At 66.8% G+C, this 17,550-nt stretch carries 16 protein-coding genes; 9 read left to right on the forward strand and 7 right to left on the reverse strand.

Going from position 1 to position 17,550, the window contains the following annotated elements:
* Positions 1–18: 18 nt before the first annotated feature.
* Positions 19–1,380 carry an amino acid permease gene (locus BJP62_RS12325; RefSeq protein ID WP_070529994.1) on the forward strand — a complete coding sequence of 454 codons (1,362 nt, stop codon included), beginning with the start codon at positions 19–21 and terminating at the stop codon, positions 1,378–1,380.
* A 71-nt stretch (positions 1,381–1,451) separates the two neighbouring features.
* Here BJP62_RS12325 and BJP62_RS12330 read toward each other — a convergent pair whose 3' ends face one another.
* Positions 1,452–2,105 carry a hypothetical protein gene (locus BJP62_RS12330; protein WP_083300896.1) on the reverse strand — a complete coding sequence of 218 codons (654 nt, stop codon included), beginning with the start codon at positions 2,103–2,105 and terminating at the stop codon, positions 1,452–1,454.
* 259 nt (positions 2,106–2,364) lie between these two features.
* On the opposite strand from BJP62_RS12330, the gene BJP62_RS12335 reads away from it, so the two are divergent.
* Positions 2,365–3,114, forward strand: a complete 750-nt coding sequence (locus BJP62_RS12335) for an enoyl-CoA hydratase/isomerase family protein (RefSeq protein WP_070529996.1) — start codon at positions 2,365–2,367, stop codon at positions 3,112–3,114.
* 4 nt (positions 3,115–3,118) lie between these two features.
* On the opposite strand, the gene BJP62_RS12340 is transcribed toward BJP62_RS12335, so the two are convergent.
* The gene (locus BJP62_RS12340; protein ID WP_083300897.1) at positions 3,119–5,563 is read right to left on the reverse strand and encodes a hypothetical protein; all 2,445 of its coding nucleotides are present in this window, start codon (positions 5,561–5,563) and stop codon (positions 3,119–3,121) included.
* Positions 5,564–5,592: 29 nt separating this feature from the next.
* Positions 5,593–6,513, reverse strand: coding sequence for a DUF808 domain-containing protein (locus tag BJP62_RS12345; protein ID WP_070529998.1), 921 nt, complete (start codon positions 6,511–6,513; stop codon positions 5,593–5,595).
* Positions 6,514–6,661: 148 nt separating this feature from the next.
* Here BJP62_RS12345 and BJP62_RS12350 point away from each other — a divergent pair, with 148 nt between their 5' ends.
* On the forward strand, positions 6,662–6,889 hold the full coding sequence (locus BJP62_RS12350) for an RNA-binding S4 domain-containing protein (RefSeq protein WP_374749753.1): 228 nt from the start codon (positions 6,662–6,664) through the stop codon (positions 6,887–6,889).
* 70 nt (positions 6,890–6,959) lie between these two features.
* Here the strand turns inward: BJP62_RS12350 and BJP62_RS12355 are convergent, their stop codons facing one another.
* A complete protein-coding gene (locus BJP62_RS12355) occupies positions 6,960–7,286 on the reverse strand; it encodes a BON domain-containing protein (protein ID WP_070530002.1) in 327 nt (108 codons plus the stop codon).
* Between the two features lie 282 nt (positions 7,287–7,568).
* On the opposite strand from BJP62_RS12355, the gene BJP62_RS12360 reads away from it, so the two are divergent.
* Complete coding sequence (locus BJP62_RS12360; RefSeq protein WP_205700896.1) at positions 7,569–10,787, forward strand: autotransporter outer membrane beta-barrel domain-containing protein; 3,219 nt, start codon at positions 7,569–7,571, stop codon at positions 10,785–10,787.
* 22 nt (positions 10,788–10,809) lie between these two features.
* Here BJP62_RS12360 and BJP62_RS12365 read toward each other — a convergent pair whose 3' ends face one another.
* Positions 10,810–11,415 (reverse strand): PH domain-containing protein, encoded by a 606-nt coding sequence (locus tag BJP62_RS12365; RefSeq protein WP_070530003.1) that lies wholly within the window; start codon positions 11,413–11,415, stop codon positions 10,810–10,812.
* A 119-nt stretch (positions 11,416–11,534) separates the two neighbouring features.
* On the opposite strand from BJP62_RS12365, the gene BJP62_RS12370 reads away from it, so the two are divergent.
* Positions 11,535–11,924 carry a hypothetical protein gene (locus tag BJP62_RS12370; protein ID WP_205700897.1) on the forward strand — a complete coding sequence of 130 codons (390 nt, stop codon included), beginning with the start codon at positions 11,535–11,537 and terminating at the stop codon, positions 11,922–11,924.
* Between the two features lie 69 nt (positions 11,925–11,993).
* Here BJP62_RS12370 and BJP62_RS12375 read toward each other — a convergent pair whose 3' ends face one another.
* Positions 11,994–12,482, reverse strand: coding sequence for a M48 family metallopeptidase (locus tag BJP62_RS12375; protein WP_070530005.1), 489 nt, complete (start codon positions 12,480–12,482; stop codon positions 11,994–11,996).
* A gap of 148 nt (positions 12,483–12,630) precedes the next feature.
* Between BJP62_RS12375 and BJP62_RS12380 the strand changes: the two genes are divergently transcribed.
* The 3 genes from BJP62_RS12380 to BJP62_RS12390 all read left to right on the forward strand — a co-directional run bounded on the left by BJP62_RS12380 (position 12,631) and on the right by BJP62_RS12390 (position 15,681).
* Positions 12,631–14,256, forward strand: a complete 1,626-nt coding sequence (locus BJP62_RS12380) for an NAD(P)/FAD-dependent oxidoreductase (RefSeq protein ID WP_070530006.1) — start codon at positions 12,631–12,633, stop codon at positions 14,254–14,256.
* The gene (locus BJP62_RS12385) at positions 14,253–14,840 is read left to right on the forward strand and encodes a flavin reductase family protein (protein ID WP_070530008.1); all 588 of its coding nucleotides are present in this window, start codon (positions 14,253–14,255) and stop codon (positions 14,838–14,840) included. Before BJP62_RS12380 ends, BJP62_RS12385 begins: the two co-directional genes overlap by 4 nt.
* 106 nt (positions 14,841–14,946) lie before the next feature.
* Positions 14,947–15,681, forward strand: coding sequence for an alpha/beta hydrolase (locus BJP62_RS12390; protein ID WP_083300898.1), 735 nt, complete (start codon positions 14,947–14,949; stop codon positions 15,679–15,681).
* A gap of 114 nt (positions 15,682–15,795) precedes the next feature.
* On the opposite strand, the gene BJP62_RS12395 is transcribed toward BJP62_RS12390, so the two are convergent.
* Entirely contained in the window at positions 15,796–16,812 is a 1,017-nt protein-coding gene (locus BJP62_RS12395; protein WP_070530011.1) for a class I SAM-dependent rRNA methyltransferase, read from the reverse strand.
* A gap of 131 nt (positions 16,813–16,943) precedes the next feature.
* Here BJP62_RS12395 and BJP62_RS12400 point away from each other — a divergent pair, with 131 nt between their 5' ends.
* Complete coding sequence (locus BJP62_RS12400) at positions 16,944–17,549, forward strand: DUF1294 domain-containing protein (protein ID WP_070530013.1); 606 nt, start codon at positions 16,944–16,946, stop codon at positions 17,547–17,549.
* The last annotated feature ends 1 nt before the right edge of the window (position 17,550 follow it).

The following is a 17,550-nucleotide window of genomic DNA, read 5'->3' on the forward strand; positions in this document are numbered from 1 at the left end:
ACCTGTGGGACACCTATCTTGGATGACACAACCCAACACGACGGCCTGAAGCGCGGGCTGAAGAACCGCCACATCCAGCTGATCGCGCTCGGCGGCGCCATCGGCACCGGGCTTTTCCTCGGTTCGGCCAGCGTACTCAAGGCTGCCGGCCCGTCGATGATCCTCGGTTACGGCATCGGCGGCATCATCGCCTTCATGATCATGCGCCAGCTCGGCGAGATGGTCGCGCAGGAGCCGGTTGCCGGTTCGTTCAGCCACTTCGCCTACAAGTACTGGGGCGACTTCCCCGGCTTCCTGTCGGGCTGGAACTACTGGGTGCTGTACGTGCTGGTGAGCATGGCCGAGCTGACCGCGGTCGGCGTCTATGTCCAGTACTGGTGGCCCGGGGTGCCGACCTGGCTGTCGGCGCTGGTGTTCTTCGCCATCATCAATGCGATCAACCTCGCCAACGTCAAGCTCTACGGCGAGGCCGAGTTCTGGTTCGCGATCATCAAGGTTGCCGCCATCGTCGGCATGATCGTCTTCGGCGGCTATCTGCTCGCGTCGGGCAACGGCGGGCCGCAGGCGTCGGTCACCAACCTGTGGAACGACGGCGGCTTCTTCCCGCACGGCTTCTCGGGCCTGTTCTGGATGCTTGCGATCATCATGTTCTCGTTCGGCGGGCTCGAGCTGATCGGCATCACCGCGGCCGAGGCCGACGATCCGCAGAAGAGCATCCCGAAGGCGGTCAATCAGGTCATTTACCGGATCCTGATCTTCTACATCGGCGCGCTGACCATCCTGCTGTCGCTGTTCCCGTGGAACCAGGTCGCCCAGGGCGGCAGCCCCTTCGTGATGATCTTCGAGCAGATCGGCTCGGGCTGGGTGGCCACGGTGCTCAACGTCGTGGTGCTGACCGCCGCGCTGTCGGTCTACAACAGCGGCGTCTACGCCAACAGCCGCATGCTCTACGGCCTGGCGAAGCAGGGCAACGCGCCGAAGTCGCTCGCCCGCGTCGACCCGCGCGGCGTGCCGGTGCTGGCGATCGCGCTGTCGGGGCTGGCAACGTTCTCCTGTGTGGTGATCAACTACCTGATCCCGGCCGAGGCGCTCGGCGTGCTGATGGCGCTGGTCGTCGCCGCGCTGGTGCTCAACTGGGGGCTGATCAGCCTGACCCACCTGAAATTCCGCAAGGCGATGAACGCCAAGGGCGAGAAGCTGGTGTTCAGGTCGTTCTGGTTCCCGCTGTCCAACTGGATCTGCCTCGCCTTCATGGCGATGATCATCGTCATCCTCGCGATGACGCCGGGCATGAACGTCTCGGTCTGGCTGATGCCGGTGTGGCTGCTGTTCATGTGGGGCGGCTACGTGATCAAGCAGCGTCGCGCGGCGGCCCGCTGACCGCCAAGACGGAACGAGGATGCAAAAAAAAAGGGGGACGCTGTCCCCCTTTTTTCTTTCCGGACTGCCGGTCAGCTGCCGAGTTTCTGCTTCGTGGCCTTGCCGTAGTCGGCGAGCGCCTTCTGGATGATCTCGACCCAGTTGCCGTCCGCCGCCGTCTGGTAGTCGTCGTCGGCCTTGATCGAGATGACTTCGAGGCGGGCGTCGCCCGGCCGGGTGATCTCGATGTCGGTCGCCACCTCGGCGCTCAGCGTGATCGCGAGGAAGCCCGGGTTGAACCAGGCCCAGAGCTTGTCGACATTGACGTCGACGATATAGGTGTCGCGGGTGACCTTGTCCTTGTCGCCGACGAGGGTGTAGCCGCTCTCGATCAGCGCCTTTTCCAGCGTCTGCCGCACCAGCAGGGTCGCGGTCTGCCCCGGCGCCAGCAACACGTCGCCGAGCGCCTTGCCGTAGCTGTTGCGCTTGCGCGCGACGGCGCGTGCCTTGATGTCGTCGCCCATGGCCTCGGATGGATCGAGCGACGGGACGTTGGGCGCCTTCGGGGTGGCCTCGAAAACGCGCTTGTCGTTGACCGCGTTGATGTAGACCGTTTTGCCGTTCGGTGTCGCGGCGGCGCTGGCCGGGGCGGCGGGTACGGTGACGACGCTGCGGCTGGTGGCGCAGCCGCCGAGCAGCAGCAACACGGCAAGGGCAGGAATCAGGGTCAGGGATTTGAGTGGCATGGGCGGAATCGCAGGAGGGTTCGAAATTGCGCCGCTGCGCGGCGCGCGAGCCCAGGATGGTACGCGCAGTCATTCTTCTTTATGACTACGGTGGTAAGTAATGTGGCGAAAATGCCGCCATACGCCGTACTGGCGATGCATGTTTACTGACATGCGACGCGAGTGCTTACGTGTCAAACGTCACTGTCCGGGAAGGACGCCGCGTGAGATCGGCCGCGGGCCGGAATAATGGCTTGTCCTCCGACCGAGCGAGCCCGTCATGCTGCAGTTGATCGACCATCCCGATGCCATTCGTGAAATCAGGCTGGCGCGCGCGCCGGTCAACGCGCTCGACCCGGCGCTGATCCGCGCGATCCGCCATGCGGTCGAGGCCGCGCCGGCCGACGGTGTCGCCGGGCTGGTGCTATCGGGCGCACCGGGGATGTTCAGCGCCGGACTCGACGTGCCGAGCCTGCTCGCGCTCGACCGGGAAGCACTGATGCCGGTCTGGGCCGACTTCTTCGGCATTTTCGCTGCAATCGCCCGCTCGCCGATTCCGGTGGTCGCCGCGATCACCGGCCACAGCCCGGCCGGCGGCGCGGTGATGGCGATCCATTGCGACTACCGGGTGATGGCGGCCGGCGACTTCCGCATCGGCCTCAACGAGGTGCAGGTGGGGCTGGTCGTGCCCGAGTGTCTGCAACTGGCGCTGCGCCGGCTGGTGGGCCCGCGCCACGCCGAGCAGTTGATGGTCGCCGGCGCGATGATCCCGGCACAGCGCGCGGTGGAGATCGGCATGGTCGACGAACTGGCGGCGACGGACGACGTCGTGCCGCAAGCCATCGGCTGGCTGCGGCAAAGGCTGGCGCTGCCGCGGCAGGCAATGTTGGCGACCCGCGCGATCGCCCGCGCCGACCTGCACGCCGCCTACGCCGGGCCGATGCCGCTGGCCGACGTGCAGGCGCGCTGGTGGTCCGACGAGACGCAGGCGACGATGAAGGCGCTGGTCGCGCGGCTGAAAAGCCGATAAGCCTTCAGTTATCGAAACTGAGGCGCTGCCAGTAGTGCTTCCGGTGCAGCTCGCTTTGCGGCAGCCAGCGGCCGTGGCATTCGTGCAGCGTTTCTGCCGGTGCTTGCAGCATGTCCGCCAAGCTGAGTGAAAAGCGCTGCAGTTGTTCCGGGGCGGTTTCACTTCCCACGGCAAAGTCGAGCCGCCCGGAAAACCGTTCGAAGCGCGGCAAGCAGCCGAGGCCCTCTTTGTAGCGCCGCAGCGTTTTGGCTTGGGTGTCCAGCAGCATCAGCCGCCATTCGTCCTCCGCCAGTCCGGCTTCGGCGTGGCGGCTCACGTAGCGCGTCAGTGCCAGGTAGCGGCCGTCGTCGGACCAGATCATCGCCGGCCCGATATTCGCAAGACCGCAGCCCGAGGCGGTGAGCAGGTAGCCGTCGATATTGACCGTGATCCGCTCGTCGTCCGCTGGAAAAATCGTTGTTTCATCGAACCCGAAAGCCGCCGCGGAATCGGCGGGTGCCGGTGCCGAGTAGGCAAAGTGGCCTTGGGTGAGCGAGTCCGGCGGCGACTGGATGGGACGCAGCCGGGGCCGGCAGGTCCAGCCGTCGTCACCGCGCAAGAGGCATTCCTGTTCGTAATACAGCCGGGATGCCTTGCGGGGCTGAAGGAAGGCGTGGGCGAGCTCGGCGGGCGGCAGCGCTTCGTCAAAGCGCCGCAACAGGCCGGGGTCGCCCTGGCCCGGTCCGGTGATCTCCGGTGCGTCGTGCCGGCCGAGCAGGTGAAACACGTGCAGTTGCTGCTGGATGAAGCCTTGCAGCTGGACCCCGGGCAAGGGTTGGGCGACCCAGTGCAGTTCCTTGGTCGTCACGTCGGCAATCACGAGCCGGGACGGAACGGCCGGCGCATCGGCGAACGCGACCAGCGCGACGTAGCGGCCGCAATCGGAGACGCGGTGGTCGATCAGCCATTCGCCTTCGAGCGCCCATTCGCCGATGCGGCAGCGATAAGCGCCCAGTGTGCCGTCGCCACTGTCCCGCAGCCAGCGCCAGCCGACCCGACGGCCGTCCGGTAGCGGCTGGCTTTCGAGGGCGCAGGCATCGCGTCCTCCAGGGCCATCGAGCGGCAACAGAATGTCCAGCTCGCACGCGCCGACCTCCGCGGTGATCACCCGGCCGTCGTCGCCGAAGCCGAGCGTCAGCGGCAGCGACCAAGGGTAGCCGGACAAACGGCCGTGGTCGCCGCGGCTCAGCTCGGGAGTGGAGAGCGACAGCCGGAAGCGCGCTACGTCGTGTTCGAGCGCGACGACGCCTGCGATCCCCCCGTGGGGTTCCCGGTTGAGTGATTGCCATGGCTCGGCCAGTTGCCGTAGCGCCTTGCCGGACTCCCAGAGCCAGTACGTGCATTCTGCCGTTCTGGCCCAGGCCGTGCGGCAGACAAAGGCCTGGCCGTCGCTGCTCCAGACCAGCTCGGGGTCGGTATGGGCAAGCAGCAGGCCACTGGCTTGGCCGTCGATCCGGAGCTCGTCTCTGGGGCGCCGCAACGGTTCCAGCGGCTCGTCGAGCGCGGCCAGCGATTCCGGCAGCCAGAGGTGTGTGCTCAGCCGGGCGCCGTGGCTCTTCAGAGTTCGCGGCTCGAGGTCGATGCCGTCTAGCGCATCCTCAGGGACCCACAGATCGCGGATCTGGACCAGCGGAATGGCCTGGGTGCCGGCAAGCAGCGTGGCGATGTCGACCTGAAACGCGCGGTCGTCGGTCAGGGGGCTGCAGCGGCCGTAGAGCGTGGTGTTGCTGACGTGGTCCAGTTCCCAGAAGCGCTCGTCGCGGCAGTGGTAGAGCCGGCGTTCGGCGCGATCGAAGGCCAGCAACTGCCATGCGCCACGGCTCGGCATCGGTGAAACGAAATAGCGGCCGTCGCTGGAAAAGCGCGCCGACGGCGACGCGCCTTCGAGGACGCAGTAATCGAGCAGGTAGGTGAGGACTTGCGGCCCGCCCATCGCAATTTCGCCGTGGTCGAGGACGCGCAGCGGTACGCCTTCCGGCGTTCGGTATGGTTCGTCGCCACCCCAGGCACTACCGCCTTTGGGCAGGTTCGGCATGTCCGGGCTCTGCTCCGCGGTCAGCGATTTGCTGGTGCGCAGCTTGAATCGGCGTTCGATCCACATCTGCGCAAACAGGCCTGCGACGAAAACGCCGAAGCCGGCCGCAACGCCGGAAATCAGGCCGGGCATTGCATCGGTCACGCCGAGCGCCAATCCGATCGTCCAGAAAAACTGGGCCTGCATGAAGCGCAACGATACCGTGCCGTACCATCGCTGGCTTAGCAGCATCGAAACGGTAATGCCGAACCAGATGGCGAGTCCAGCGGCGGGCGACAGCTGGGCCGCGGCAGCGATCAGGACAACGATCCAGCCAATCTCGGCGAGCGCCATCATCAACAGGCCGCCGGTGGATTCGCCGTTGCGGGTCGGCACGGTTGCGCCTGCACTTGCATTGACGTTGGTCAGGCCGCCTTGGGCTTGAACGCGCCGGCAAGCTTGCCGAACAGCGACACCGCGCCGAGCACCACTGCGCCGGCGACGATGCCGAACAGGCCGTTGAGCAGCGTCGGGACGATGAAACCGAGCGGGCCGCTGGCAGCGGCGGCGGCTTCGATTGCGTGGTGGACCGCCGGCAGGCCGTGGGCGAGGATGCCGCCGCCGACGAGGAACATCGCGGCGGTGCCGATGACGGTCAGCGATTTCATCAGCCACGGCGCAAAGCCGAGCAGACCGCGGCCAAAGGCGCGGACGATGCCGCTCCGGCCGGTCCGCTCGAGGTAGAGGCCGGCATCGTCGAGCTTGACGATGGCGGCGACGAAACCGTAGACGCCGACGGTCATGATCGTGGCAATGCCGGCGAGTACGGCGACCTGGGTGCCGAAGCTGGCGCCGGCGACGGTGCCGAGCGCGATGACGATGATCTCGGCCGACAGCACGAAATCGGTGCGGACCGCGCCCTTGATCTTGTCCTTTTCAAACGCGACGAGGTCGATGGCCGGGTCGGCGAGCGCTTCGAGGTGCTCGGCGTGCTCGGCCGCGTGGTTGCGGTGCAGCAGCTTGTGCGCGAGTTTCTCGACGCCCTCGAAGCACAGGTAGGCGCCGCCGATCATCAAGAGCGGAATCACCGCCCACGGCGCGAACGCGCTGATCGCCAGTGCCGCCGGCACCAGGATCAGCTTGTTGCGCACCGAGCCCTTGGCGACGGCCCAGACGACCGGCAGTTCGCGGTCGGCGCGCACGCCCGACACCTGCTCGGCGTTCAGCGCCAGATCGTCGCCGAGCACGCCGGCGGTCTTCTTCGCGGCGACCTTGGTCATCACGGCGACGTCGTCGAGGACGGAGGCAATATCGTCGATCAAGGCCAGTAGGCTGGTTCCTGCCATTGCGGTATTCCTGTTCGGGTGAGGGGCATGCGGTCGGGATGCGTATTATGCGCGATCGGCCTGGCGTCGCCAGTGCCTTGCGGCGGCGAGTTGGCCGGCGCGTTAGAATCGCGGTTTAACTCCTGCCATCGGGCCTGCCATGCAAACGCTGGAAGTCGAAATCTACGACGAATACATCGCACTGAACGACCTGTTGAAACTGTGTGGCGTCGTCGACAGCGGCGCGGCCGGCAAGGCGCTGGTCGCCAGCGGCGCGGTGATGGTGAACGGCGTGCAGGAGCTGAGGAAGACCAACAAGATCCGCCCGGGCATGCAGGTGCAGGTCGACGATGCGGTGCTGATCCATGTCGTCGCCGGCAGCGAACAGCCCGACTGAACGATTCGCTCCGGAAAACAAACGGCGTGCCTGCGGGCACGCCGTTTTTGCATTCGCTGAGCCCGAGGTATCAGTTCTTCGGCATCAGGTTGTTGTCGACGTAACGGACGCCCTTGACCTTCTCGGCGATCATGCCTGCCTGCGCCATGTCCTGACCGGTGGCGACGCTGCCGTCGAGCTTCACGTCCTGGCCCTTGCCGCTGACCTTGATGTCGAAGCCCTTCAGCGACGGATCGGCGTCGAGTGCGGTCTTGACCGCGGTGGCGAGTGCGGCGTCCTTCAGTTCGGCCGGCTTGGCGGCGACGGCCGGCGCGGTGGTCTTTTCCGGCGCGGTGCTGCAGGCGGCGAGCGACAGGCCGAGTGCGGCGGCAAGGACTAGGGTAAGAGCGGTCTTCATGGGCACATCTCCTGAATGTCTATTGTTCTAGGCGCGGTGCGCCCGGTGAGCGCGATTGTGTTGCCGCCGTGTTGCAGGCAGATGAAAAGTCGAGGCGTCGGCGGTAGGGGGGACAGGCGTGCGTCACCCGGTGGGTGATGCGGGGCATTGCGCCTTGCAGAGGCTGATCCGGGATTTGAATTCTGTTGTTTCTGACGAATGAATGGTGTTGATTGTAATCTGCATGAATGATCATTGAGTATGATGGCCTTCCGATCGTGGTTGCACTGAGGGGGCTATGCCGTGAAACAGTTACTTGGCTTGGGCGTTGGCGGCGTGGTGCTGTTTTCCGGCGTCGCGGCTTCGTCCGCGCAGGCTGCCTGCAGCGCCACGGCACCGGCCAGCGGCGCCACGGTCAACTGCAGCGGCAACGACGTGTCGTCGGTCGCTGCACGTGCCGGCAGCACCGGCGTGACGATCGATCTCGATTCGACCGCGACCGGCAGCCTTTCCCGCTCCGGCAGCCCGGTGGCATTCAGCGTCGACACCGACAGCACGATCCGCAACGACGGCAGTGTTTCGCTCACCGGTGGCGGTGGCAGCGGCGGCAATCGCGGTGCGGTGCTGCTCGGTAGCGGCAATGGCAATCGCCTGAGCAATACCGGCACGGTGGGGACGACCGGCGCGTACAACGACGGCATGGCCGCCAACGGCAGCGGCAATACGCTGACCAACAACGGTTCGATCACCACGACCGGCCCGAACGCCTACGGCATGACGGCGGCGTGGGGGCAGACCAATGCCGGCCAGTCGGGCAATACGCTGGTCAACACCGGCACGGTGTCGACGTCGGGCAGCAATGCACGGGCCATGTCGATCCTCGGCGGCAACGGTACGGTGCGCAACAGCGGCATGCTGTCGACGTCCGGCGCATCCAGCACGACCGTCTACATGCAGGGCAACAATGACACGCTGATCAATACCGGCACCATCACCGCGTCCGGCGCCGGCGCCGAGGCGGTGTTCTCGAACACGGTGGGGTCGAGCTTCACCGCCAGAATCGAGAATGGCACCGGCGGCCGGATCGTCAGCCAGAAAGGCATCGGCATCCGCACGCTCAACGGCAATACCACCATCGTCAACGCGGGGCTGGTGCAAAGCGACATCGGCAACGCCATTGCAATGGGGGCGGGCAACAACACGCTGATCCTGCAGACCGGTTCGCAGATCGTCGGCACCGCCGACGGCGGCGCCAACAACAATGAAGTGATCCTGCAGGGCAGCGGTACCGCGGCCAATGCCTTCAGCAACTTCCAGACCCTGCTGATGCAGGGTTCGGACTGGCAGTGGCAGGGCAGCGGCACGTTCACGCTGGCACACGTGCAAACCGGCACGCTGGACCTGACCGGAAAGCTCGGCGAGTCGGCCTCGGCCATCGTCGACGCCGGCGCAACGCTGCAGGCCAATGCGGGGAACCTGCCTGCGAATGTGAGCAACGACGGCCTGGTCCGTTTTGCGCAGGATGTCGCCGGCAGCTATGGCGGGCGGATTTCGGGTGCGGGAGTCGTCGAAAAGACCGGCGCTGGCACGCTGACGCTGGCCGGCGGCAACAGTTATTCGGGCGGAACGATACTTGGCCAGGGCACGCTGGCAATCGGCGCGGACAGCGCGCTCGGCGCAGCCAGCGGGAAGCTGGACTTCAACGGCGGCACGCTGCAGCTGAACCAGTCGCTCGACCTTGCCGGCACGCGCGCGATCACGCTGGATGGCGGTGGCGGCACCATCGATACGCAGGGTTATTCGTCGACCCTGGCACAGGGGATCACCGGCAGCGGTGCGCTGACCAAGGCCGGCAGCGGCAGCCTGCTGCTCAACGGCGTCAGCAGTTACGCGGGGCCGACGACGGTGGCGGCCGGTACGCTGGCCGTCGGCGATGCCGCGCACACGAACGCGGCGATCGGCGGCGCCACCACCGTGGCTGCGGGCGCGACGCTCGGCGGTTATGGCCGTGTCGGCGGTGCGGTGAACAACAACGGGACGATCGCGGTCGCGAATGCGCTGTTCTCCTCGGGCGGCAACGGCGCGTTCACGATCAGCGGCGGCCTGGACAATGCCGGCGTCGTCCAGATCGGCGGCCAGGGCGTGGGCAACCGGCTCCATATCGTCGGCGACTATGTCGGGCGGGACGGCAGGATCGCGCTGAACACCCACGTGGCCGGCGACGGCGCGGCGTCCGACCGCCTCGTTGTCGACGGCGGGCGGGCGAGCGGGGCGACGACGCTCGCCGTCACCAATGTCGGCGGTGCCGGCGCCCAGACCGTCGGCGACGGCATCCAGCTGGTCCAGGCGGTCAACGGCGCGACCAGCGACGCGGGTGCGTTCCGGCTTGCCGCGCCGGTCAAGGCGGGTGCATTCGAGTACTACCTGGCCAAGGGCGGCGTGAGCGACGGCACGGCCGGCAACTGGTATCTGCGCAACAGTGTCGCTGCGGAACCGCTGCCCGCCGAGCCGCCGGTCGCGGCGCCGGCGACTTCGCCGCCGCTGCCCGCGCCGCCGCCGGTCGGCGCCGACCCCATTCCGCTCTATCGTGCCGAGGTGCCGCTGTATGCGGCCGCGCCGGGCGTCGCCCGCGTGATCGGCATCATGCAGACCGACAACTTTCACGACCGCCAGGGCGAGCAATCGCTGCTTACCGAGGTCGGCAGTCTGCCGGCCGCCTGGGCGCGCGCCTGGGGGGCGCAGAGCGAGCTGAACCGGCAGGGTACGGTCGACCCGGCGTTCGACGGCTCGATCTACGGCACGCAGCTTGGCCAGGACCTGTATGCCGGCACCGACGGCCACCGCTACGGCGTGTTTCTCGGCTTCGCGCGCGCCAGCGGTGATGTCGACGGCTTTGCGCTCGGCACGCCAGAACTGGACGTCGGCCGGCTGGCGGTCAACGCCTACAGCGGCGGCGTGTACTGGACTCATGCCGGCCCGGGCGGCCGCTATGTCGATGCGCTGCTGATGGGCAGCTCGCTGAACGTCGAACCCCGGTCGCGCGACGGCGTGACGGCATCGACACGCGGCAGGATGGTGACCGGCTCGATCGAAGCCGGGCTGCCGGTCGGCGGCGGCGAAGGCTGGGCCGTCGAGCCGCAGGCGCAACTGATCTGGCAGTACCTGTCGCTCAACGACCTGAACGACGGCATTTCCACGGTCGGTTTCAACGACGGCAATACCTTCGTCGGCCGGGTTGGCGCGCGCGTGCACGGGCGCTTCGACGCGCGGGGCGCACAATGGCAGCCGTATCTGCGGCTCAACGTGCTGCGCACCTTCGGCAGCGACGATACGGCGGCTTTCTCCGGCGGTACCGACATCGAGACGCAGGTCGGCCAGACCACCGGCCAGCTCGGCGCCGGCGTCGTGGCGAAGCTCGGCGCGTCGGCCAGCGCGTTCGTGTCGGTGAGCTGGCTGGCCAACCTCGGCGGCGAGCACCAGCGGCAGCTCGCCGGCAATGCCGGCGTCCGCTGGGCGTGGTGAGCCGCCCGCCCGGGGGGCCGGATCAGTTGTGGATGTAACGCTCGAACACGGCGCTGAAGTCGCGCTGGGTGTGATGCACCTGGACCGCCTGGTTCAGGTTGTTGAGCAGGGCGTTGTACTGCTTGGCGACGGCCACCTCGTCGCCGTCGCCGATCTTGTACATGCCGGCGAGCGCGTCGAGCGCGTGCAGCGCGTGTCCGCGCGCCTGCTCGTCCTTGCGCTGCTGGTGGCTGATGCCGATCAGCGCCTTGTAGATGTCCTTGAGCGCTTCCAGATAGCCCTTTTTCACGTCGATGCTGAACACCGTCTCGCCGATGGTGAACTTGAGCTCGATGTCCAGATCGATGGTGCCGGCCGTCTCGATCGACACCGCGTCGATTCGCGCGTGCGCATAATCGTAGCGATGGATCGTGCGCTTGGACGACACCGCGGAATCACCGTCGACATGGATCAGGCCGAGATTGGTGAAGCAGTACTCGTCCTTCTTCGACTTGATCAGGAAAAAGATCTTTTCGCCGTCCTCATCGAACAGGTAGTCGTCGGCATCGACCTTGTCGTAATCGGCGGCGGCGACGATGACGCCGATATCGGACAGGCCGAGTGCTTCGGCGGCAAGTTTCTTGAACATGCTGGACATCCTTGAGTGGGGAGGGGGTGAATTGAAAATTGTAAGCGTGAGTAAAGCATAGTGCCAGTCGACAAAGCCGGCCGGGATGTCATGGCCGCGAATGGGCAACCGGAGCGCTCGTGCGTCCGGTGAGGCGGATTTGGGGCTATGTCTGGGCGGCGCCGTGTTCCTGCCTCGGGCTGGTGCTGGCGGTCGCGGTGCTGCTCGCCGGCGGAACGTTGGCGCGCCGGGCCGGCGTGCTCGAGGTTGCCTTGCGGCGCGACTCGCGACCGACGCGGCTGCCCTTTGTCGCGATCACGCTGGGTCATGTGGTCGTCGGCATCGACCGCCCGACGCTGTGCCGGCTGCGCGCGCACGAACGGGTCCATGTCGGCCAGTACGAGCGCTGGGGCGCGCTGTTGCTGCTTGCGTACCCGCTCGCCAGTCTGCATGCATGGCTGCGCGGCCGGTGCCCTTACCTCGACAACCGCTTCGAGCGCGAAGCGCGCGAGCGGGGGGACGGGCGCTAGGGCCCGGCATCGCGCGCCTTGTGGCCGGCCTTCGGCACAGCGCGGTCGCGAAACGCGTGACGACAGGCCCTAGAGCGCCTCCTGCCACGTCAGCCAGACCCGCAGGTCGAATTCCAGTTGGTGGTAATCCGGCTCCATATGGCAGCACAGCTGGTAGAAGGCCTTGTTGTGGTCCTTCTCCTTCAGGTGCGCCAGTTCGTGCGCGACGATCATCGACAGGAATTCGCCCGGTGCGTCGCGAAACAGCGTGGCGATGCGGATTTCGTTCTTGCGCTTGAGCTTGCCGCCCTGCACCCGGCTGGCGAAGGTGTTGGTGCCGAGCGTGCCGGCCAAGAGGCCGAGCGCGTTGTCGTACTGGATTTTGGCGAGCGGCGGGGCGTTCTTCAGGTAGCGCTGCTTGCGCTCGTTCACGTAGTCGTACAGCGCGCGGTCGGTCTGGACCGGGTTGCGTTGCGGGTACTTTCGCTCGAGCCTGATGCCGAGTTCGCCCGAGTCGAGCAGGGCGCCGACCTGGTCGACCAGATGCGCGGGATAGCCGGCGAGGAAAGGGAAGTCCATCCGCCGATTCTACCTGCTGCCCGCCGGTGCCGGTTCGAGCGGCAGACCGGCCATCCGGCGTGAATCCTTGCCCGGGCCGGTGGCGGCCCGCCAGCCCTTGCAGGGCATCCGGTACAATGACGGGTTTTACGCCGTCCCTGCGCCTGCCATGTTGCGACTCACCGAAATCAAGCTGCCCCTGAACCACGCCGAGGACGAGCTGCGCGCCGCCGTGCTCGCCAAGCTGGGGATCAAGCCGGCCGATCTCGTCGGTTTCACCGTGTTCCAGCGGGCGTACGACGCGCGCAAGAAGGCGAACATCCTGCTGGTCTACTCGCTCGATTGCGAGCTCCGCAACGAGGCGGCACTGCTCAAGCGCTTTGCCAGCGACCGCAATGTGCAGCCGACGCCGGATATGGCCTACCGCTTTGTCGCGCAGGCACCGGCGAACATCCCGAAGCGGCCGCTGGTCGTCGGCTTCGGCCCCTGCGGCTTGTTCGCGGCGCTGGTGCTGGCGCAGATGGGTTTCCGGCCCGTCGTGCTCGAGCGCGGCAAGGCGGTGCGCGAGCGCACCAAGGACACCTGGGGACTGTGGCGCAAGCGCGAGCTGAACCCCGATTCGAACGTGCAGTTCGGCGAAGGTGGCGCCGGCACGTTCTCGGACGGCAAGCTCTACAGCCAGATCCGCGATCCGCGCTTCCTCGGCCGCAAGGTGATCAAGGAGTTCGTCGAGGCCGGCGCACCCGAGGAGATCAGCTACGTCAGCAAGCCGCACATTGGCACGTTCCGGCTGGTGAGCATGATCGAGCAGATGCGCGAGAAGATCATCGCGCTCGGCGGCGAGATCCGCTTCAACAGCCGGGTTCAGGATCTGATCCTCGAACCGGCGGGGGACGACCAGCGGCAGATCCGCGGCGTCGTGCTTGCCGACGGCTCGACGATCGAGTCGGATCACGTGGTGCTGGCGCTCGGTCACAGTGCGCGCGACACCTTCGAGATGCTGCACGGCCACGGCGTGTTCATGGAAGCCAAGCCCTTCTCGGTCGGCTTCCGGATCGAACACCCGCAATCGGTGATCGACGCCGCGCGCTTCGGTCCGAACGCCGGCAACCCGATTCTCGGCGCCGCCGATTACAAGCTGGTGCATCACGCCAGCAACGGCCGTACCGTCTACAGCTTCTGCATGTGCCCCGGCGGCACCGTCGTCGCCGCAACGAGCGAGGAAGGCCGCGTCGTCACCAACGGCATGAGCCAGTATTCGCGCAACGAGCGCAACGCCAACTCGGGCTTCGTCGTCGGCATCGACCCGCGCGACTATCCGGGCGACGTGCTGGCCGGGATCGAGTTCCAGCGCCAGCTCGAAGCCAGGGCCTTCGTCGTCGGCGGCAGCAACTACAACGCCCCGGCGCAGCTGGTCGGTGACTTCCTTGAAGGTCGCGCATCGACCGAGGCCGGCTCGGTGGCGCCGTCGTACACGCCGGGCGTGACGTGGACCGATCTGGCGCAGACGCTGCCGGCGTACGCGATCGAGGCGATGCGCGAGGCGATCCCGGCGTTCGAGCGGCAGATCAAGGGTTACTCGATGGCCGACGCGGTACTGACCGGTGTCGAAACGCGCACCAGCGCGCCGCTGCGCATCACCCGCGGCAAAGAGAACTATCAGAGCCTGAACGTGCGCGGTCTGTTCCCCGCCGGCGAAGGCGCCGGTTACGCCGGCGGCATCCTCTCGGCCGGCGTCGACGGTATCGAGGTCGCAGAAGCGGTCGCGCTGGCAATGACCGGAGCACAGCGATGAACGCCGCAGCCGTAGTGCCGCAGCCCGTTCCGCTGGGGGACGCTTACAAACTGCTCACCCACGGCCCGACGGTGCTGGTCAGCAGCGCGCATGGCGACGCGCGCAACGTGATGACCGCGGCGTGGAACACCGTGCTCGATTTCGATCCGCCCAAGCTCGTCATCGTCATCGACAAGCACACGTACAGCCGCGGGCTGATCGAAGCCAGCGGCGAGCTGGCGGTGCAGGTGCCGACGCGCGACCAGGCGGCGCTGGCCTATGCGCTCGGCAACGAATCGGGCCGCGACGGCGACAAGTTTGCCCGCCACGGCATCACCACCTTTGCCGGCAGCAAGGTTGCCGCGCCGCTGCTCGAAGGCTGCCATGCGTGGCTCGAGTGCCGGGTGATCCCGGAACCGCACAACCAGCAGACCTACGACCTGTTCATCGTCGAAGTCGTCGCCGCGTGGGCCAACCCGGAGGTGTACCGCGACGGCCGCTGGCTGGATGCGCCGGAGCAGCCGGGCAGCATCCACCACGTTGCCGGCGGCGCGTTCTTCGAGGCCGGCGGCATGTTCAGCGTCACCGGTGAAATGCTCGGCTGATTGCCACCTGCGATTGTCATTGCGCACAGTCGCGCTGCGGATCGGTTCTACCCGGGTGTGATGTGGCTGCTTATCGTTGGCGCATTCCAACGACAAGGAGACGACGATGGCATGGAACAGGTGGATGGTGGCGCTGGTGATCGCCACCGCGAGCGGTAGCGCGGTCGCGGCGAAGGCGCCCAAGCAGAAAGCACCGGCGCAGGCCGAGGCGCCGAAACCGTATACCGTCGTGTCGTTCACGACCGACGACGGCATCCGGCTCGCTGGCCGGCGTTACGGCAAGGGCGATGCGTGGATCATCCTCTCGCATCAGGCCAACCGCGATCAGGCAAGCTGGGAAGACTTCGCAGCCGCGCTCGCCAAAGACGGCTACACGGTGCTCAGTTACGACTTCCGCGGCTACGGCCAGTCGCAGGGCAGGCAGGCACCGGCGCAGGCCGGCCAGGACCTGAACGCTGCGCTGGCCTATGCGCGTGCGCAGGGCGCGCAGCGCCTCGGCCTGGTCGGCGCGAGCATGGGCGCCATGGCGACGGTGCCGGCGGCACTCGAGGCCTCGCCGCAGGCGGTGGTGCTGCTGTCGATCGCGCCGGCCTACGGCAGTCTGGCGGTCAGTGACGACGCCTTGAAGGCGCTGGCGGTGCCCAGGCTGTTCGTCAGTGCCAGGTACGACAGCTCGCACGCCGATTCCGAACGCATGGCCGCAGCCGCCGGCGTTGCCGACACGCTGATCGTGTCGAAAGGCGGTGGCCATGGTGTCGACATCTTCGGCAGCGCCGATGGCGCGGCGATCCGGCAGCAGGTCGTTGTTTTCCTCGAGACCAACGTGCCGCCGGCAAAGTAAACGCCGCGTTACCGCCACACAGAAAAGGCCGCGGGGCGGCCTTTCTCTATTGAAGCGGCTGGCAAAGCGTAGCGGGGCAAGGCGTGCAAGTACAGCCAGTAGGCCAGCCGCGGGTCAGACGCGCAGCAGCGCGATCTTCAGCGGCGGCTTGCCGTCCGGGCTCGGGAAGTCGGCCTCGGGCGCGATCCATTCGACGTCACGGATCGTCCGGTCGACCTTCTTCGCGCTGCGCTGCATCTGGTCGAGCCAGGCGTCGCGGTCGACCGAGGCGACGTTGTTGCAGCAGACCAGCGTGCCGCCCTCGGCGGTCGACAGCAGCGCCGGCTTGAACAGTGCCGAGTAGTCGTTGACGAGGTCGACGACGCCGAAAATGCCCTTCGAGTAACGCGGCGGGTCGAGAAAGACCAGATCGAACGCGGTCTTTTCCAGCTTCGGGAACGGCGGCAGGCGCTTGCCGCGCACGACGCGCGGCTGGCCGAGGCCCGAATACTGGCGCAGCGCGGCGAACGCGTCGCACTGCACATAGCGCAGGGTGTGGCCGAGGCCGTTGAGGCGCGAGTTCTCCTTGCCGACCAAGAGGCTCGATTCGGCGAAATCGACGTTGGTGACGAGCGATGCGCCGGCCTTGGCCGCGGCGATGCCGACGCCGCAGGTGTAGGCGAACAGGTTGAGCACGTTCTTGCCCTTGGCTTCCTGCAGCACCCGGCGGCGGCCGGCGCGCAGGTCGAGGAACAGCCACGGGTCCTGGCCGGCGTGGCGTGCCTGGAAGCGGTAGTTGACGCCGATTTCCTGCGCAACGCGCGGTTCGGTCGCGATCTCGAGCTGCTCGGTCGAGAGCTTGTTGGCAATGCGCGAATTGGGCTGGCTGCGGTCGTTCCAGATCAGCGGCAGGCCCGGGTAGCGGCGATCGTAGAACGTTTCGATTGCCGCGAGTTCGTCGGCTTCGAGCGCTTCGTGGAAGCTCTGCACCAGGATCAGGTCGCCGTAACGGTCGACGGTCAGTCCCGGCTCGCCTTCGACGCTGCCGTGGAACAGCCGGTAGGCGTCGGTTTTTTCGGCGTGGAGCTTGGCAATCAGGTCGCCGCGGGCGTCGAGCGCGGCGGCGAGCAGGTCGGTCAGGGACGATGACATGGGGGAATCCGGAGTTGGGTGCGTGATTGCCGGCAATGGTAACAGGCTTGGTACCGGTGGCTGCGGCGCAGATTCACGCAGGTGGACGGGCCGGGCTAGAATTTGTCCCGTTCGGAGCGGGGGGATACATCGTGGTCAAGGAAGGCGTGCTGGTAAGTTGGAATGATGACAAGGGCTTCGGCTTTGTCGAAACCGCACAGAACGAGCGCTATTTTCTGCATATCAAGGCGATCAAGCGCACGGTGGCTGGCAGGCCGAAGAACGGCGATCTTGTCGTGTTCGAGCCGGGCTGCGACGCCAACGGGCGCTTGCAGGCGCTGACCGCGACGGTCGGGGCTGGCAGTGGCAGGGCGCAGGCCAGGCAGAAGCTGCCTGAGCGTCGTGGTGGCGGCGGGTTTGATGTCTTTGATTACGCGCTGATTCCGCTGTTGCTGGTCTTGCCGGTCGCGGTGTGGCACAGCGGCTTGTCCTTACAGGTCACAGGGCTGGTTCTGGTGGCCAGCGCCTTGGCGTTTGCCATGTACCAGCACGATAAATCACAAGCCCGAAGCGGTGGTTGGCGTACACCGGAGTCGACGCTGCAACTGTTGGCGCTGGCTGGTGGCTGGCCCGGTGCGTGGGCCGCACAGCATTTGTTGCGTCACAAGAGCAGCAAGGCCAGTTTCCGCGCGGTGTTCGTCTGTGCTGCCATCGCGAATCTGGCGCTGCTCTGGTCGCTGCCGCGATTCGTCAACTGAG

The sequence above is a fragment of the Jeongeupia sp. USM3 genome (genome assembly GCF_001808185.1).
Lineage (GTDB): Bacteria > Pseudomonadota > Gammaproteobacteria > Burkholderiales > Chitinibacteraceae > Jeongeupia.

Bases quoted from the DNA above. Each gene is read 5' to 3' on its own strand.
- BJP62_RS12330 (WP_083300896.1), bottom strand. From the start codon at position 2,105: ATGCCACTCAAATCCCTGACCCTGATTCCTGCCCTTGCCGTGTTGCTG.
- BJP62_RS12335 (WP_070529996.1), top strand. From the start codon at position 2,365: ATGCTGCAGTTGATCGACCATCCCGATGCCATTCGTGAAATCAGGCTG.
- BJP62_RS12345 (WP_070529998.1), bottom strand. From the start codon at position 6,513: ATGGCAGGAACCAGCCTACTGGCCTTGATCGACGATATTGCCTCCGTC.
- BJP62_RS12355 (WP_070530002.1), bottom strand. From the start codon at position 7,286: ATGAAGACCGCTCTTACCCTAGTCCTTGCCGCCGCACTCGGCCTGTCG.
- BJP62_RS12365 (WP_070530003.1), bottom strand. From the start codon at position 11,415: ATGTTCAAGAAACTTGCCGCCGAAGCACTCGGCCTGTCCGATATCGGC.
- BJP62_RS12375 (WP_070530005.1), bottom strand. From the start codon at position 12,482: ATGGACTTCCCTTTCCTCGCCGGCTATCCCGCGCATCTGGTCGACCAG.
- BJP62_RS12380 (WP_070530006.1), top strand. From the start codon at position 12,631: ATGTTGCGACTCACCGAAATCAAGCTGCCCCTGAACCACGCCGAGGAC.
- BJP62_RS12385 (WP_070530008.1), top strand. From the start codon at position 14,253: ATGAACGCCGCAGCCGTAGTGCCGCAGCCCGTTCCGCTGGGGGACGCT.
- BJP62_RS12390 (WP_083300898.1), top strand. From the start codon at position 14,947: ATGGCATGGAACAGGTGGATGGTGGCGCTGGTGATCGCCACCGCGAGC.
- BJP62_RS12395 (WP_070530011.1), bottom strand. From the start codon at position 16,812: ATGTCATCGTCCCTGACCGACCTGCTCGCCGCCGCGCTCGACGCCCGC.